We start from the raw sequence: 16252 nt of genomic DNA on the forward strand, positions 1-16252 counted from the left end.
CACCTCAAAAGGCAATAAGCATTCTTTCAATAATGCGCCTTGAATTAACCCTTTTTACGGGCTCTGAAAACATGCACTTTCAAGTGGTTTGGGTATAAAGTCCTTATTAATGAATTTTGATGGAAAAAGGGGATTCACTAGTCTCTCATTTACATTGATAAATAATGAAAACTGAAACTTAATAGTCTACTCCCTATATTTATGTAAAAAGTTGTTACTAAAGATGTCAAACTGAATATGAAATGAGGTCATCAGTACTCTTTTTTTCCTGTCCACACTTATCAAACTAGCCACTATAATAAAACCAACAACCACTTAATTATTCACTCATCGCATGCAAAAACAAGATCTCATTGACTGCCACCATCACTTATGGGATTTAAAACAAGATAATCATCCTTGGTTACTTGATAAGCCAAAAGAAATATGGATTGGTGACTACAGCGACTTGTGCGTCGATTTTCTGGTGCATGATTTTAAAAGCACAACCTCAAAAACAAATATCATAAAATCTGTTCATATTCAATCACTAACACAAAGTTCCATCAAAGAAACCGCTTGGCTACAAGCACAAAGTGACAAATGGGAGCTGCCAAACGGTATTGTTTTTTATGCCGATCTCAGTGCAAATAATATTGAAGAGGTCATTTCACAGCATAAGGCATATTCCAATGTCCGTGGGATCCGTCAAATCATTAACGAACACCCCGATCCTCGTTTTAATATGTGCCCCCAACCTGAACTCATGAAAGACAAGAAATGGCTTAATGGGTTTTCACTGTTAGCCCAATACCAGTTATCTTTTGATCTACAATGCTATGATTATCAATTACCCCAAGCAAGCCTTGTTGCAGCACAGTACCCTAATACAAACATTATCTTAAATCACATGGGCATGCCGATTAATCGAGACCAACAAAGCCTGAACAAATGGCGAGACTATCTCACCGAGTTTGCTAGCAAGAGTAATACGGCCATAAAACTATCGGGACTCGCCATGCTTAACCACCCAATGGACAAGACAATAAGTCAAAAAATGATCCAAGATGTCATTGCAATATTTGGTTGGCAGCGCGTGCTCTTTGGTTCAAACTTTCCAGTCGATAGCCTTTTTCACCATTACGATGACTGGTTTGAACTCGTATTAGCAGCCATTTCCCCTCTAAGCGACGTTCAACAACATGCAATATGGCAAGATAATGCAGAACGCCTTTATCGTATATAAAAAACAACAACTCATACTAGGGCCTGCACAGATCAAGACACTCACTGGCCTCAGGTTAAACCTTTGACACTCGATGATAGCATTGCTCTCTCATTTTATGCCTGAACACTCGATCGATCCTAATACATTATGTAGCTTGAATAGTTTTCATTTGCTAGTACATTATGTAGCTTGAATAGTTTTCATTTGCTAGAATCCACGGCTATTTTATGGCTGTGGTGCTCACCGCCACACTCAGTATCAAACTGAATCATCAAGTGTGATTATTTAAAGGCTAGCTATGACCGTTCTTCTAATGACTCCTCCCATGACCCAACTGAATACGCCTTACCCCGCTACAGCGTATTTAACGGGCTTTTTACGCTCACGTGGTTATGAAGCGGTTCAGCGAGATCCTGCTATTGAGCTTTTCCTCGAAATGATGACAGCCCCTGCACTGGAGATTATACGGCAACATGTCGAAGCCAACTTCGAGCACGTGAATGACGATGAGTGTCCAGACGTTATCGCGCATTTTCTGGCTGAATTTGACCGTTACCATCTCACCATTGAACCTGTTATACGCTTTTTACAAGGAAAAGATCCCAGCCTTGCAATGCGGATCAACTCTCGGCGCTTTTTACCTGAAGGCCCAGCGTTTGATGCGATTGCACAAATGGAAGCGGTATCCGGCGATGTGTTGCAAGCCGCCTTTGGCAATCTCGGTGTTCAAGATAAAGCCAAGTACCTTGCCACCTTAATGATTAATGATTTATCGAATGTGATCACTCAAGGCGTGGATCCCTATTTTGAAGTGAGCCGTTATGGCGAGCAATTAGCCGCAGCCAACCCAAGCTTTGACAACCTCTATCAAACCTTGATAGAGGAGCCCAGTTTTAGCTCGGAAATCCTAGAACAATTAGTCGAACAATATTTAGACGAAACACAGCCCAGTGTCGTGGCATTAACCGTACCTTTTCCCGGCAATATGTTGGGAGCCTTACGCATTGCGCAAACCTGTAAAGCCATCAACCCTGAACTCCCTATTGTCATGGGTGGAGGGTTTGTCAATACTGAGCTGCGGGCACTGAAAGATCCTCGTGTGTTTGAATTTGTCGACTTTATCTGTCTAGACGACGGAGAGCGGCCTTTACTCACCTTACTTGAGTACTTTCAAGGACAACATGAAATAGACGCCCTAGTGCGAACTTATTTCCTCGCAGAAGATGAAAAAGGCAATCCATACGTCCACTTTAATGACAATAGCGCACTCCATGATATCCCCCAAAGCGATGTCGGCGCGCCAATCTACGATGGCCTGCCTGTGGACGAATACCTGTCTTTATGTGAGATGCTCAACCCCATGCACCGTATTTGGAGCGATGGCCGCTGGAATAAACTCACTATCGCCCATGGTTGTTACTGGCGAAAATGCAGCTTTTGTGATGTCAGCCTTGACTATATAGACCGTTTCGATGCTGCTAGCGCCGATGTACTGGTGGACCGAATTGAGCAAGTCATTGAAGAAACAGGTGAAACGGGCTTTCATTTTGTCGATGAAGCGCTACCACCAAAACTGTTATTTACCTTCGCCAAGCGCTTAATCGAGCGAGGCGTGGTGATCAGTTGGTGGGGAAATATCCGTTTTGAACGTACCTTTAGTGAAGCGCGGTGCCAGTTATTGGCAAATTCTGGTTGTATCGCCGTCAGTGGCGGTCTTGAGGTCGCATCAGACAGGTTATTAAAATTGATGAAAAAAGGCGTCAGTGTTGAGCGGGTCGCCCAAGTGACTAAAGCCTTTAGTGATGCAGGCATTTTAGTTCATGCCTATTTGATGTATGGCTTTCCCACACAAACAGAACAAGAAACCATCGATGCGTTAGAAATGGTGCGTCAAATGATGCAACAGGGCTGTTTCCAATCCGCCTACTGGCATCGTTTTGTGGCTACCGTTCACAGTCCTATAGGCAAAAATCCTGAACAATTTGGGATCACATTGGTCGAGCAACCTGAGATATTATTTGCTGAAAACGATGTCGACTTTATCGACCCAACGGGAACCGATCATGAAATGTTAGGTGAGGGACTGCGTAAAGCCATTTACAATTATATGCACGGCATTGGCTTTGAACAACCCATGCATTTTTGGTTTAATCAACCTGTATTAGGCACTGAAATGAAAAAAGATCTCATTTCAAAAGCGGTTAGCAACCTCATTATCTAATTGTTTATTAACACCTAAGAACGGTCTTTGTTGGCTACTACTCATTATTAAAAAAACAAAGGCATCCATTTACCAAGCCCCTTATCAAATGAATGCCTAATGAATATACCTCCATTATTGAGAGTCTAATGGCTCTCTTTTTCCAGTCCAAATCACTTAATCTAATTTGTTAAGTCTCTCTTTATGCACTGGATCCTTTAACATACTAGGCTCAATGGCATTATGGACTTTTTCTCTAGCCAGTTGAGCTGAATACCACATAGTATCTCCCGTCAGTTTAACCAAGAGTCCAATACCAGGTACACTCGCTCCAACGGTTTCAAGCGCATGCGAGACTTTATGTACCACAGATGCGACAGATGCACCTGAGCGGATCATACCTGCCGCACCATCGGAAATATGCAATGCCAGCGCCTTATAATCACCATTTTTTAAATCCCCCTTTGATTCTTTAATCGCCGTGAGCACCTCACTAACAGCAGTAGTTAAGGCCTTAGCATCGAGTGGCCATTTCGATACCTGTACTCGCCAAATCGGGGGCATGATGAATTGCTGTATGCACCACTTTATGTAATTTTTCACTCACATTATCCATCGTACTGGGTTTAAATGCTTTTCCATTGCTACCAAATCCCTGAATTCTATCTTTAAGGTTTTCTTTTTTAGTTGCCGTAAGCTCAGTTGCTTCTTGTGGATAAGCTACTCGTAGCCTAAGTCCATTGCTGTTTGATTCTTTATTATATGAACGCACCACATCAACCCATGACTCTCTTGAAAACGCCAATTTGGATTGAGTCAACTCATTAATATTGTCAAAAGTTCGATTGTCTGGATGAAGATGACTTGCAAGCTCAAATGTTTTAGGCGTTAAGCTTTTACTGAATGACTGATCACTGGATATTCCCGTCAAACCTTGAGAAATTGATGTCGTCTCTGTTGTTGCTGATATTATAGGTGAGATGGTGGGTGAAATTGTCGATAGTCCCGTTAAAATTTCTGGCATAACCCTTCCTTATTAAGTAGATAGATTGATATTAGATTCAATAATGTAAACGTGTCATGTGCATGGTGAACACTTGATCAATGGCATAGATTTTTTTATGGAATGATTCAATGAGCATTCCTAAGTTTTCTGGTGAATGTAAACAGGAAATATCCACTAACGCTTTAAGTTCATATCCTACTGTGGCTCTCACTAGAATAGCTTGCTCTAGTTCTAATAATGGAATAGGTTCTTGTAAAAGAATAAAGAGTTCAGATGCATGTTGAGCAATAAAACCTGGAGTTAATTCAGTAAAAGCCGACCATAGCCATAACCTATCATCTTCAATATTCAGCGTTATTCGAGGAAGAGATTCGAATTCAAGATGGATACTAGAATGAGACTGAATATCCGTCAATTTGTCAGCAGAACACCCTAACGAGATCAGTGCTTGCTCAACTAAATACTTCAAGCTTTGGTGATAATTTTGTGAAAAAGACAAAGGACTTTGTATTTGCATATGAACACTCCACTAAAAACGTATAAACAACAATCAAAATGGTTAATATACAATCAAGCTATCACTTTGGTTTAGACGCTTATATTAAAAAAAACACGAATTATGACTAACTGGTAAGATGAGATTTAGGTTCAGTCATTGTCAAACAAAGGACTTTTATCAAAAAGGCATTGGCTATTTATCTTCTTTGAGTCAATAACGCCAGTGCCTAATAACCCTTCTATTCGTACTGGAAACGGCACTTACTATAGGGATCAATTTCATTTCCTTAATCCATATGAAAAACAGAATAAGCGCTCTAAAATAAGAAGAGAGTGAGCATTATTCGCTGATAAAAAATATTTTTTTTAGCTTTTTTAAAATTAATGAATTAATGTGAATTTTTTGGTTATAAATATTTCAATAACCAACAAAAGTCACATTAAGTCCACTAAAATGAAAAATGTAATAATAAAAAACCGTTTATAGTACTAACTTGACTTATTATTTAACAATACATTCTCATTCATAGTGATTAACGATTAGGTATAACTTAATGTCAATTCATTAAAACTCGCTTTCAGACCTAACACAACAATAATCCATTCATTTTTTATCCTATAAAGTCAATGACTTTCTATATAGGTAGCCCATGATTTATTGATAAAAAGGCGTCCCCCTCCTTAATAGCGTCAAGAGACACAAGTGAGAGATAAAAAACATAACTATCACACCTCATCACTATCGAGCTCTAATACCCTCATACCAACATGACTAATCCGTTAGAAATAAAGTAATTCGTTGTTTTACTCATTATGAATATTCATTTACATGCTATTAGCGTTAAACTCATTGCCCAAGCTTGATAAGACTTAGCTTAATTTTACTTTCATTTATTCAATTTTACATTCAATAAGTCATGCCAAATATCAATTAAAGTCAGCTTACCTAGTAAAACATCTCACTTTTAAAGTTTTTGTCAGTTAACGTATATTGTCTTACTTTTTTTAATACAGAATAATTGATTAAAGAATCACTTTAATTACTTATAAAACGTAATCTCTCTATGTTTATATACAAAAAAAACAAATAAAGTGCTTATGAAAGCCTAAAACACAGTTAAAAGGCCGTGCAATTGAGCCAGTAGACCTCTATTTGCTATTGTGCCTCTAGTCGGTTGTATCACCACCTTTAAAACAGGTGTGATTAACTCAATGTCAGATATCGATTACGAAGTATATCTATTACCTGCTTGATTTAAAGAGGAAAGTATTATGTTAAAACGTTCATCCGTTGTTGCTGCTGCAAGTATATTACTCAGTACACTGCTTTTTAGTTCTATCGCCAGTGCCGATCAAGGAGGAAAACCACCTAAACCGCCCGTCGATAAATTAAGTGCTGCATTAAATGTCAGCACAGATCAAATGCAAACCTGTTTAGAGGAAGGTAAGCCTTCATCACCTGGAGAGAGGCCTAATAAGTCGGCTTTATTATCTTGTTTACAACAAGCGAATCCGAATATTACCAGTGATCAACTCGATGACGTGATGCAGCAAAATATGCCTAAACCTCCTCAACAATAACCTGCGCTCATACCTGTACCAATCATGCTCTGTAAAGCATGATTGGTACAGCCACCGGGTTTGCTATGCAAGGCCAAGCTCTAACAATTCGCTTATCCCCTCAATCTCAACTATAATCTCGCCTCTTTAGAGCCATACAAAATTAATTATATAATCATGCGTTTACTACGAAGTACCACTCACCCAGCACTCAAGCAAGACTTAGGCAAATCCTTCTATCGTCAAGCGGCAAGAGGCATTATTCTTGACGGTGAGAATATACTGATGCTCTATACCGAGCGTTATCACGATTACAGTATTCCTGGAGGCGGAGTGGATGAAGGGGAAGATATCCGCACAGGATTACTTCGTGAACTGGCAGAAGAAACGGGGGCCAAACACATCGACATTATCAGTGAATTTGGCCGCTATGAAGAATTCAGGCCATGGTATAAATCAGACTTTGACAGTGTCCACATGGAGTCGTTTTGCTTTGTGTGCTCCATTGACCCCGAGCTGGGTGAAACGAAACTTGAAGCCCATGAAATCCAAAATGGCATGCGGCCGCTATGGATTAATATCCATCACGCCATTGCCCATAACGAAGAAACAATGGCTAACAGCGATAAAAAAGGCATGTCGATTGAAAGAGAAACTTATTTATTAAAGCGGATCGTTGAAGAACTACTTTAAGGTTTCTCGGGCTGGATAATCAAGCATCATCCAGCTTTTCATTGAGCAAAACGCTATTCCATATAAACTCGTTATGATCAAAACATTCATAATCTAATTCATTGAAGTTTAGATATTATATAGAGTATGCTAATTTATCTATACCACAACGGACTGTGCATAATGCTAAAATTAACTCGGAATAAGATTAAAACAAAACTAGTTTATATCAACTAGCGGCTGCTATTGGCTGAATAAATTGTGTACACTAAACTGGTTTCTGGCTGACATGAGAAATCACCTACGTAATCATCAAACTGCCAACGATAAACATTCTCAGTATTAGGCGACGCTAAGTTTTTCACATAGGGGAGTTTGTCATGTTTCAAAGACTTACCATTCCAGTCGATTGTCGCTGCTGTACAGGCTGTAGAACTGCCATACGTGCTGCCCTGACAACAGACTTTGTTTTGAAAATCAGTAGACCTCCCATTTTTAATCGTCAATTTACATGGGCTCAAACAACCTTTAAAGTCGGACAAATTGCTAACCAGAGAGTCTCTTGGACATTGGTTTTTTAAAATTATACCTGATGTTGGTAATTCTGCGATAACACCAGAATACACAGCATATTTTGCGGGTTGTGCATTTCCAGCTGAATCACGCATTGCCGTACTACAAATGCTGTCAGATGCAACAGAAAGTGTCGCTGCAAAGTTGTATCCGTTAACAGCACTTAAATCCACATTGGTCATACCGATAGTATGATCTGTTTTTCCAGCCTCTGATGAACCCACTGATTTGGATGGAAAGATACTCCACTCTAACGCTGTAGCATAGACACCTACCTTTGGCATATTACCAGAGTATGTCCATATACTGTCATCATATGATCCTGTAATAAAGCCTACATGGGACATGGCACCAACTTCAGATACTGTTATTACATGCTGACTGCCATTATCAATCCTTATATCGCCAGTGCCTGTGCACTGACTTTTATTAAATTTGCTCGACATATTGAAACAAATTTTATTGCCGGTACTATTTTTAATGGTGACTGAACGCGAGGGGGCTACATTCCACAAGTAATTCATGTAGCCTTTTGGCGGTTTCGCAATGGTTGTTACAAAATTAGTACCAAAAGAATAAACACCGACAGTAGATGTTGAATTATCGGTTTTTGTTGCCCCACCACAAGTAGTTTGCCCTGAAACCACTTGGCCATTAACGAGACTTAATTGGCAATGTTTCCACGTTGTTGACTTCGAAACCGTACTGCTTTGGCTAACATAAATATCATATAGCATGGTTTGATTTTCTGCATAAAAAAAACTGACAGGGGCAGGAACTGGTGTAGGAACACCTGATTGAGCAGGAATAGCGGTAACGTATGCAGCAGGCTTAATATCTGCGCTGCTTTTCTTGGCTTCTTCTAAAATTTGCAATTCATAAACAAGGATCGGATTGATGCTACCACTGGTTTTTGCAGGCCAATTAATAACGATATTATCCACTGCGCTAAGCGCATTGGCGCTCATCAGTGTAAACACGACAAAGACCGCGACACGCGAAGCTAATGAATATGGCAATTTCATGCTGTTATCCTGTATTTGAGTTATTAGTCAATAAAATAGAGGCATTGAGCCCAGTGCCATGATTCTATTATTCAATGCGTAATTTTAAACGAGTGTAATCTGGCTGTTCTAGCGTACTTGCCATCTTTCCCCGATAAGATCCAACTCACTATCGCTTTCCTTAGCGTTGGTATGAATTGATTAATCAATGACTCATCAATTAATCAAAGCCTAGTTTATGCTTATAATCTAGGCAAATAATCTTAGGTGTCTTTGTTATCTACATGCAGAGGTTTTGACCAGAGTTCAATCTTCAGTATTAATCCAATTATAACCTGAGTATTTTTACCGTAACGCCTGCTGCTATTCCTTAAAAAATGAGTATTATTCACAAAATAAGTGAATTTAAAGTGTGAAGGAACGACTCTGTAGAGTGAAGTATCTGATATTAATAATGGCTGTTTATGCCTACTTATATGCATTACTCAAGGCCAAATTTAATGATTAACAGATCTATATTTGCGTCTGAGTCATTCACTAAGCCGTGTTCACCATAAGGTGGGTTTTTAATCATGTCATCTTTCTTAATGTTAACTTGCTGACCCTCTATAGTCATCGTTCCAGAGCCTTCAAGAATAATATACATTTCCTCATCATTGCCGTGCTTATGGTAACCAAGGGTAGAGTTAGGCGGTATAACTTGCCTATCAATAAAGTCACAGTGACTTAAAAAATCTGACTTATTCCAAATTTCATATCACTCTGTAATGCCTTCTCCATCATGCGCTGATTGAATTCGCTTTTCTTTCTCAAGAAAGTTTCGGATCACTTAATTATTCCCTATGCAAATCAAATAAGGCCAACAGAAGCCGTCCAACGGTCTTGTTAAACCTACGATGCCAATTAATCATGTTGAATTGGCATCCCGTGTTGTTTTAAAAATGACAGCTTATCCCAATAGCCTCGCTGAAAATCAATTTTACTCTTTTTGATATGAAAGAAACCGCAGCCTCGTAATCCAAGAGGGTCTTTCCACTCGAGGATGGCCCACTCACCATCTTGAAAAATATTCTCTACAATGCAAACCATTTTGGCTGCTGCAAACTCTTCTTGAAACATTGCCTGTATTGCTTCTTTGCCAATAACCTCACGGTTAGCAATTTGATGGTTTATGGCATCATCCGTGTAATAGCTTGAGATAAGATCGGCATCGGCTTTATTAAAAGCCTCCACCCATGCTTCGACGACTTTTCTTGGTTCCATAACACAAATCCTTATGGGCGTTAATCTTTATATAGTGCACATGCTCAATTCACTGTACCACTACATACCACTCTATTTTAATAAGCAGACCAGCGCCTTGCCTCTCTATGTCTCACTCTCAGTTAGTCAACACTCCCATAGCCAAGATACTGAGTATTACTTAAACAACTGATTAAATTAACCTATTGACTCTCAATAAACAAGACCCGATATACCAGCCCCTAGATTTCAGCAATAAGCGACATGCCTTGCAATCAGTTTAATCAAGGGCAATTTAACAGTGGGTGGCTTGGTTGTTGTTGGGTGTTATACGCTACAGCCAAAATCCCCCACTGCGCCCCATAAAACAGCAACCAAAAACAACAACCAAGTAAAAAGAACCAATTTACCCCTGAGAGAATAGTTAGATACATTCGCTACTTCAGGAAGGTGTAGTAAATTCATTGGTAATTGCAAAAAGAAATTAATATTAATGAGAATTAGAGGGGTAATGCTTAACGAGATCATTAAAGGTCTAGCGCTATCAGACTTGCACTCAAACGACAAGCCAAACCAAAATGCGAGCACTAAGTAAATTACGACGAAAATCCATTTTAAAGCACTATTACTCATTTAGTTTCCTTGCGTATAACGCCTAGCGCAGCGCGTAAATGTTCCAACTGCTTGTTAAGCCTCATTGCGACATTAGCTCCGTAACCGTGAAATCAAGATTTTCTTCGAAGTCATCCTTATTGACACTACCTGCATCTACTGCATATTGCTTTCCATCTATCTCAATTGATTATCTTTGAGGCAAATAAAGATGGAAAACACTTCCCTTTTCTTGAGAACCCGGAAAAATTTAATCATGCTACCGACAATTTCATCCATTAAATGATAAGTCATTTTTTACTGTTAAACTCAATGATAGATGAGGGGCATTTAATAAAATCGCTCTTCTTGTTAGCATAAAAAGCCAAATAAAATAATATCCAGTATAAGATTGTTTTAATTATAAAAAATATAATATATCAAAAGTCAGCATAATTCTGATGAGAATAAAAATGATAAATTTGTTTTTTTTTGATATATCGTCAATTTTTACTCACTTACAATGCAGCATCTTTGTTTAAATATTAAGCATCAAAAATGAGTGGGATTGAGCTTAAATCTGGAACAACCTTATTTGCCAGTGATCCATTATCGATATCTTCCAATGAAATGATAAATCTTGAAAAAAATGGATATCATTACATTGATTGGGTATTTGATTCAATTAAAGATTTTTTCTGTCAAACTGAAAGAGTACAAGCCAAAAAAGAATTGATTATTATTCTTAATTCAGAGAGTTCAATATGGGAGTTTAGAAATGCATTTCATCGGTTAAGAGAATTAGCAATGTGTAACAATACGCATTTCAACGTGGACTCTGGTGTAACACATGAGGTTTATTCGATTACAGACTCAAGTAATAATGAACTCTTTAGGCATGAAATACCGCTTTCAATGAGTAATGGTACTTTTTCTTATCAGGAAAATAATCTGCATTATATGCAGCAAGGGGATCTCACCGTTGGTAATCACTTTGAAGTATCGCCTCAGGATTTTGAAAATATAAGAACAATACGTGATTCTGCAATAGAAGTCATGCAAAAGCAGATTGATAGTTACTACGGTATATTGTGCCAGGAAGACGACAGGGTAAATGAGAAGATACTTAAACATATTGACCGCACATTTAATTTAAGTGACGATCATGATGTCAAAATGAAACAAAGAAAACAAGTAGCCGAAGCAGTCGTACAGGTTTATGAAGGTTTAACACATCCGCTCACTATTCTAAACCTATCAAAAAAACGCTGGGAAGAAAATAGAGTCTTTTATGAAAAACAATCTAAAGCAACATTAGGCGTAAAAAATGCTTCGTCAAGTGAAACACAAACGATGGGCTCTGGAAACACGGGGAGTTTACGACCTCGAAACATTTGGGGTTATGTTGAATTATCTGATGAGCGTAAAGATATTCATATTGCATTTCCATATACATTTGCTAAAAAAGGAAGTATCGCGATATTAATTCATGAAGCATCCCATAAGTTCGCAAATACTTGGGATCATTGTTACATCTCCAAACAAAAGCAATACGCACAATTACCCGCAAAGTATAGAATTGACAATGCTGATACTTATGCTGAGTTAATGCTCAAAACACCTGAATAATCGAAGCTTAATATCAATAGCCTTGTGTGAATAATCTATTTAAACAACACTTCACACAAGCCATTACCGAGTGACATCCTCAAACAGCTGATCCGCAAGCGATTGTAAGACTTCATGCTTAGGGTGGGTGTGGGCAAAGGTGCGCAGGCCATAAATCCCCATCACAAAATAACGCGCCAGCGCCTCACTGCCCCGCAAGTTATTAAGCAACTTCATGTCTTTGGCTTTCGCAAACTGTTCGGCAATGCTGAGCTCCCAGCGATGTAAACTTTGGCTAATGATCTGTTGCAACTCATCATCTTGCTCCGCCATTTCGTTTAGCGCTTTTGTCAGCAAACACGCCTTACTGGCTTCACAGCTAATACATTCAAGCACTAAACTGTCGAGATAGGTTTTAAGCTGTACAAGTGGCGTCTCAAGAGTTGAAAAAAACGCATCAAACTCTGCCGCTTTATCGCTTTGATATTGCGCTATCGCTGCCAGTAACAAACCACGTTTATTAGTAAACGCACAATAAAGAGAGCCGGGATGTAACCCCGTCACTTGCGTTAAATCTTGCATACTGGTTTTAGCATAACCTTTATCCATAAAAGCCAGCATCGCGGCTCTTAACACCGCTTCTCTATCAAATTCAGCATTACGCATATAAAAATAGCATTTTATCCATCATAGAAACAGTGTACAGGGAGTGAGTCACTTGTTCAAAAAATACTTGAATACTTGCTCAAAAAAGAAGTTGAATGTTCATTCAAATAAAGTTATCTTGAATAAACATTCAAAAAAGATTCTCAAAAAATAACCATCAGGAATAACCATCAGGAATAAAGAGTATTCTCATGACAGATAATTTATTTCAACCTTTCAGCCTCAATGGCACGATCCATCTCGACAACCGTATTTTAATGGCCCCGCTGACTCGGTGTATGAGTGATGCCAATCTGGTTCCCACTCAAGACATGGTCGATTACTACGCGCGCCGCGCCGATGCAGGATTGATCATTTCTGAAGCCACTATCATTCGTCCTGACGGTCAAGGTTACCCCAATACACCAGGATTATTTACCCCAGAACAAATAACGGGTTGGCGTAAAGTCACCGATGCCGTGCATGCTAATGGCGGAAAAATATTTGCCCAACTGTGGCATACTGGCCGCGTCGCCCACCCACATTTTTTCAATGATGGAACCGTGCTCGCCCCTTCTGCTATTGGTATTGAAGGCAACGTGCCACGTATGCGTGAGCTCACTTATGTCACCCCCAAAGCTGTCACCCAAGATAACATTCAACAATTAGTGAGAGATTATTCTCAAGCCGCGGCCAATGCCATTGATGCAGGTTTTGATGGCATTGAAATCCATGGTGCAAATGGTTACCTTATCGACCAATTTTTACACCATGCCAGTAATCAGCGACTGGATAAATACGGTGGAACACCAGAAAAAATGTCACGCTTTGCGCTAGAAGTAGTGGATGCGATTATTGCTCGCATTGGCCATGATCGCACCGCACTTCGATTATCCCCCGGCGCTTACTTCAACATGACGGGCGACAAGCAAGATCGTGATGTATTTGATTATCTGTTACCCCAATTAGAGCAACGCGATCTGGCCTATTTGCATATAGGCATTTTTGATGATGGAATGGAGTTCGATTACTTAGAGGGACGCGCATCTGATTATGTACGCCGTCATTACAAAAACACCTTAGTGGGCGTGGGCAGTTATACACCAAACATGGCCAGCACTGCCATCGGTGATGACAGATTTGATCTTATTGCCATCGGTCGTCCCTTTATTGCCAACCCAGATTATGTGGAAAAAGTCCGTCAAGACCAACCTCTCACTCCTTACAGTGATGATATGCTCAGCACCCTTTTTTAACCATCATCTCGCGAAACCTCATGTTAATCTCAAGACAGACCACAAGATAAGAAGATGAACTTGTGGTCTTTGCAATGCATCACTCATTTTTAAAATTGAGCTTTTTCCCCACAACCATATAGCCCCTGCTACGTTTAGAATTATTATCAATCCCTGACATGGCTTTAAATAAATGCTCCGTTTTAACCCAATATGAAGGCAATTTATAACGCGCCACATCTAACACTAAAAAGCGGTCTTGTGCTTCATGATAAGCCACCACCGGAGACACATGCCCGCCCCCTTCTTGTTGTAGTGCTTTACGATCAAAATTAACCACCAAGCGTTTATTCGGACTCTTTAATGTCTCGATGGCCACCGTTCTAAAATTTTCAACACTGCTATTACTGGCATAAACCCGCTCTACATTCACATTATAAACCAATAAAATTTGACGCATCTCATCCAACGTCGTGCCTTGATATCCGACAATGGTAGGGCTTATCACTTTTAACACCTTATCAGTAAAAATATTATCTTGATCAAAGAGCTGATAGGGATAAACATTCGGGTTTGCTGGGGCAGGAATATCTAAAGAATTAAGAACAACAACACTACTGGCAATCGCGCAATAACTCAACTCTTTTTGGGTCACAAAATAGCGTATGGACGCCCAAAAATCTCCCGTTGTCAGCGCCTCTTTAAATAACTGTTGAGCGAGATCATTACTTGGCGCTTCCGTAGAATTTTGATAAATAAGCGTAAATTCCGCCTCCTCTTGACCATTAACCCAAAAAGAAGCCACAGCCAAACAAAGATAAACCATTTTAATACACACAGATTTTATATTCATACTCAGTCCAATTAAATGACACATAACCATTAACAAGCCAGCATACAGATAATAAAAGCGTAGTCTTTCTCCTGATTTTAGCGACGACGTTTCAAAAAGAAATTTAACCACTGGCTGATGCAAGCCAAAATAACTGCACTCAATAATAGACTTGAAAAAGGCACCGCTGTCCCTGAATGAAACAGTGCCAATAAGGGGCCTGCAAAAGCGCCAGATCCAAATTTAAGAGTGCCGATCACTGCAGAGGCTGTGCCGACTTCTTTTTTAAATTTCATTAGAACAATGGAGTCAGCATTCACTGACATGATCCATAAACACCCCATAAATGGACATAAGGTGGCTAAGGTAAAATAATAACTGAATCCCAGTACATTCACTGTCACTAAGCTTGACGCTGTCAATATAGCAAGTAGTGTCCCCACTGCTAATAACTTTGCCGAACCATAACGGTCAAGTAATCGACCATTAATAAAACTGGCCAAAATTAAGACGCCCACATTACTGGCAAAAATAATGGAAAAAGTATACTTATCTAAACCAAATACTTGCATAAAAACAAAAGAAGAGTCTGTGATATAACAAAAGAAAGCAAAAGAGGCAAAAAAACTGGTTAAGATATCTAATTTCACCCCTTTTTTTGAGAACACCCTTTGATAATTTTTTAGAAACGATAATTGACTACGATGATGCACTTGCTTATCACTTGGAAAACGTAACCAAAAAACAGCCAAAATAAAAATAAGGACTCCATAGGCTGCCAGTAAAAAGAAAATCAAATTCCACTGGCCTACACTCATCATTAAGCTGCCGACACTGGGCGCAACAAGTGGTGCTAACATCATGATTAAATTAAGATAAGACATACCTTTAGGCGTATCTTTACCATAGAGTTCTTTAACGTAACCAGGAATAGCAACGGTAGCCGCAGCCCCCGATAGCGCTTGTAAAAAGCGCAAGGTTAAAAACCATTCAACGTCAGTGGTCAATCCACATAAGACACTGGCTAATATAAACCCCAATATACCCCAAATGACAAAATAACGGCGGCCAAACTTGTCCATCATGGGGCCAAAAAGAAACATGCCTAACCCATACCCCGCCAAAAAGAGACTCAAGGATTGTTGAATAAGGGTAATATGCACATCAAAATCGGCCGCCATATTCGTCATTGCGGGCAAATAAAGATCCGTTGAAAAAGGGGTAATGGCCACAATCGCCGACAACATGACAGTGAAAAACAATAGTCTCATTTGCTCACTTGAAGCCATAATCACCCTTTAAACCCAAACCACTTGAAAGTGCATGTTTTCAGAGCCCGTAAAAAGGCTTAATTCAAGGCGCATTATTGAAAGAATGCT

Annotated in this window: 16 protein-coding genes; 6 read left to right on the forward strand and 10 right to left on the reverse strand. The window is 39.4% G+C overall.

Annotation, left to right across the window (positions count from 1 at the left end; genetic code table 11):
- The first annotated feature begins 334 nt into the window (after window positions 1-334).
- A complete protein-coding gene (locus tag Q0779_RS15715; RefSeq protein ID WP_298773938.1) occupies window positions 335-1225 on the forward strand; it encodes an amidohydrolase in 891 nt (296 codons plus the stop codon).
- 280 nt (window positions 1226-1505) lie between these two features.
- Window positions 1506-3428, forward strand: coding sequence for a radical SAM protein (locus Q0779_RS15720; protein WP_298773939.1), 1923 nt, complete (start codon window positions 1506-1508; stop codon window positions 3426-3428).
- 156 nt (window positions 3429-3584) lie between these two features.
- Here Q0779_RS15720 and Q0779_RS15725 read toward each other — a convergent pair whose 3' ends face one another.
- Genes Q0779_RS15725 through Q0779_RS15735 form a run of 3 tightly spaced genes read right to left on the reverse strand, consistent with a single transcriptional unit; the run spans window position 3585 to window position 4930 of the window.
- On the reverse strand, window positions 3585-3971 hold the full coding sequence (locus Q0779_RS15725; RefSeq protein ID WP_298773941.1) for a hypothetical protein: 387 nt from the start codon (window positions 3969-3971) through the stop codon (window positions 3585-3587).
- On the reverse strand, window positions 3922-4431 hold the full coding sequence (locus Q0779_RS15730) for a hypothetical protein (protein WP_298773943.1): 510 nt from the start codon (window positions 4429-4431) through the stop codon (window positions 3922-3924). The genes Q0779_RS15725 and Q0779_RS15730 overlap by 50 nt, the downstream gene beginning before the upstream one ends.
- A gap of 37 nt (window positions 4432-4468) precedes the next feature.
- Window positions 4469-4930 (reverse strand): hypothetical protein, encoded by a 462-nt coding sequence (locus Q0779_RS15735; RefSeq protein ID WP_298773945.1) that lies wholly within the window; start codon window positions 4928-4930, stop codon window positions 4469-4471.
- 1253 nt (window positions 4931-6183) lie between these two features.
- Between Q0779_RS15735 and Q0779_RS15740 the strand changes: the two genes are divergently transcribed.
- Together Q0779_RS15740 and Q0779_RS15745 are read left to right on the forward strand one after the other, a co-directional pair.
- Window positions 6184-6492: a hypothetical protein gene (locus tag Q0779_RS15740; RefSeq protein WP_298773947.1), complete on the forward strand. Its 309-nt coding sequence runs from the start codon at window positions 6184-6186 to the stop codon at window positions 6490-6492.
- Between the two features lie 156 nt (window positions 6493-6648).
- Complete coding sequence (locus Q0779_RS15745; RefSeq protein WP_298773949.1) at window positions 6649-7164, forward strand: NUDIX hydrolase; 516 nt, start codon at window positions 6649-6651, stop codon at window positions 7162-7164.
- Between the two features lie 212 nt (window positions 7165-7376).
- Here the strand turns inward: Q0779_RS15745 and Q0779_RS15750 are convergent, their stop codons facing one another.
- The 4 genes from Q0779_RS15750 to Q0779_RS15765 form a co-directional block, all read right to left on the reverse strand.
- Window positions 7377-8741 (reverse strand): hypothetical protein, encoded by a 1365-nt coding sequence (locus Q0779_RS15750; protein ID WP_298773951.1) that lies wholly within the window; start codon window positions 8739-8741, stop codon window positions 7377-7379.
- A gap of 460 nt (window positions 8742-9201) precedes the next feature.
- On the reverse strand, window positions 9202-9471 hold the full coding sequence (locus Q0779_RS15755; protein ID WP_367180819.1) for a cupin domain-containing protein: 270 nt from the start codon (window positions 9469-9471) through the stop codon (window positions 9202-9204).
- A 152-nt stretch (window positions 9472-9623) separates the two neighbouring features.
- Window positions 9624-9983 (reverse strand): nuclear transport factor 2 family protein, encoded by a 360-nt coding sequence (locus Q0779_RS15760; protein WP_298773953.1) that lies wholly within the window; start codon window positions 9981-9983, stop codon window positions 9624-9626.
- Window positions 9984-10289: 306 nt separating this feature from the next.
- Window positions 10290-10595, reverse strand: a complete 306-nt coding sequence (locus Q0779_RS15765) for a hypothetical protein (RefSeq protein WP_298773955.1) — start codon at window positions 10593-10595, stop codon at window positions 10290-10292.
- Between the two features lie 516 nt (window positions 10596-11111).
- Between Q0779_RS15765 and Q0779_RS15770 the strand changes: the two genes are divergently transcribed.
- Entirely contained in the window at window positions 11112-12182 is a 1071-nt protein-coding gene (locus Q0779_RS15770) for a hypothetical protein (protein ID WP_298773958.1), read from the forward strand.
- A 63-nt stretch (window positions 12183-12245) separates the two neighbouring features.
- On the opposite strand, the gene Q0779_RS15775 is transcribed toward Q0779_RS15770, so the two are convergent.
- A complete protein-coding gene (locus tag Q0779_RS15775) occupies window positions 12246-12827 on the reverse strand; it encodes a TetR/AcrR family transcriptional regulator (RefSeq protein ID WP_298773960.1) in 582 nt (193 codons plus the stop codon).
- 191 nt (window positions 12828-13018) lie between these two features.
- On the opposite strand from Q0779_RS15775, the gene Q0779_RS15780 reads away from it, so the two are divergent.
- The gene (locus tag Q0779_RS15780; RefSeq protein ID WP_298773961.1) at window positions 13019-14062 is read left to right on the forward strand and encodes an alkene reductase; all 1044 of its coding nucleotides are present in this window, start codon (window positions 13019-13021) and stop codon (window positions 14060-14062) included.
- Between the two features lie 79 nt (window positions 14063-14141).
- On the opposite strand, the gene Q0779_RS15785 is transcribed toward Q0779_RS15780, so the two are convergent.
- Both Q0779_RS15785 and Q0779_RS15790 read right to left on the reverse strand, forming a co-directional pair.
- Window positions 14142-14894, reverse strand: coding sequence for a phytochelatin synthase family protein (locus Q0779_RS15785; RefSeq protein ID WP_298773962.1), 753 nt, complete (start codon window positions 14892-14894; stop codon window positions 14142-14144).
- 77 nt (window positions 14895-14971) lie between these two features.
- Entirely contained in the window at window positions 14972-16162 is a 1191-nt protein-coding gene (locus Q0779_RS15790) for a multidrug effflux MFS transporter (RefSeq protein ID WP_298773964.1), read from the reverse strand.
- Between the last annotated feature and the right edge of the window lie 90 nt (window positions 16163-16252).

Source organism: uncultured Shewanella sp. (assembly GCF_947491715.1).
In the GTDB taxonomy this organism is placed as follows: Bacteria; Pseudomonadota; Gammaproteobacteria; order Enterobacterales; family Shewanellaceae; genus Shewanella.

What these genes read in the sequence shown, in the direction of transcription:
- Q0779_RS15745 (WP_298773949.1), top strand. Translation starts at nt 6,649, where the DNA reads ATGCGTTTACTACGAAGTACCACTCACCCAGCACTCAAGCAAGACTTA.
- Q0779_RS15760 (WP_298773953.1), bottom strand. Translation starts at nt 9,983, where the DNA reads ATGGAACCAAGAAAAGTCGTCGAAGCATGGGTGGAGGCTTTTAATAAA.
- Q0779_RS15720 (WP_298773939.1), top strand. Translation starts at nt 1,506, where the DNA reads ATGACCGTTCTTCTAATGACTCCTCCCATGACCCAACTGAATACGCCT.
- Q0779_RS15730 (WP_298773943.1), bottom strand. Translation starts at nt 4,431, where the DNA reads ATGCCAGAAATTTTAACGGGACTATCGACAATTTCACCCACCATCTCA.
- Q0779_RS15725 (WP_298773941.1), bottom strand. Translation starts at nt 3,971, where the DNA reads ATGCCCCCGATTTGGCGAGTACAGGTATCGAAATGGCCACTCGATGCT.
- Q0779_RS15775 (WP_298773960.1), bottom strand. Translation starts at nt 12,827, where the DNA reads ATGCGTAATGCTGAATTTGATAGAGAAGCGGTGTTAAGAGCCGCGATG.
- Q0779_RS15740 (WP_298773947.1), top strand. Translation starts at nt 6,184, where the DNA reads ATGTTAAAACGTTCATCCGTTGTTGCTGCTGCAAGTATATTACTCAGT.
- Q0779_RS15770 (WP_298773958.1), top strand. Translation starts at nt 11,112, where the DNA reads ATGAGTGGGATTGAGCTTAAATCTGGAACAACCTTATTTGCCAGTGAT.
- Q0779_RS15715 (WP_298773938.1), top strand. Translation starts at nt 335, where the DNA reads ATGCAAAAACAAGATCTCATTGACTGCCACCATCACTTATGGGATTTA.
- Q0779_RS15780 (WP_298773961.1), top strand. Translation starts at nt 13,019, where the DNA reads ATGACAGATAATTTATTTCAACCTTTCAGCCTCAATGGCACGATCCAT.
- Q0779_RS15785 (WP_298773962.1), bottom strand. Translation starts at nt 14,894, where the DNA reads ATGAATATAAAATCTGTGTGTATTAAAATGGTTTATCTTTGTTTGGCT.
- Q0779_RS15735 (WP_298773945.1), bottom strand. Translation starts at nt 4,930, where the DNA reads ATGCAAATACAAAGTCCTTTGTCTTTTTCACAAAATTATCACCAAAGC.
- Q0779_RS15765 (WP_298773955.1), bottom strand. Translation starts at nt 10,595, where the DNA reads ATGAGTAATAGTGCTTTAAAATGGATTTTCGTCGTAATTTACTTAGTG.
- Q0779_RS15790 (WP_298773964.1), bottom strand. Translation starts at nt 16,162, where the DNA reads ATGGCTTCAAGTGAGCAAATGAGACTATTGTTTTTCACTGTCATGTTG.
- Q0779_RS15750 (WP_298773951.1), bottom strand. Translation starts at nt 8,741, where the DNA reads ATGAAATTGCCATATTCATTAGCTTCGCGTGTCGCGGTCTTTGTCGTG.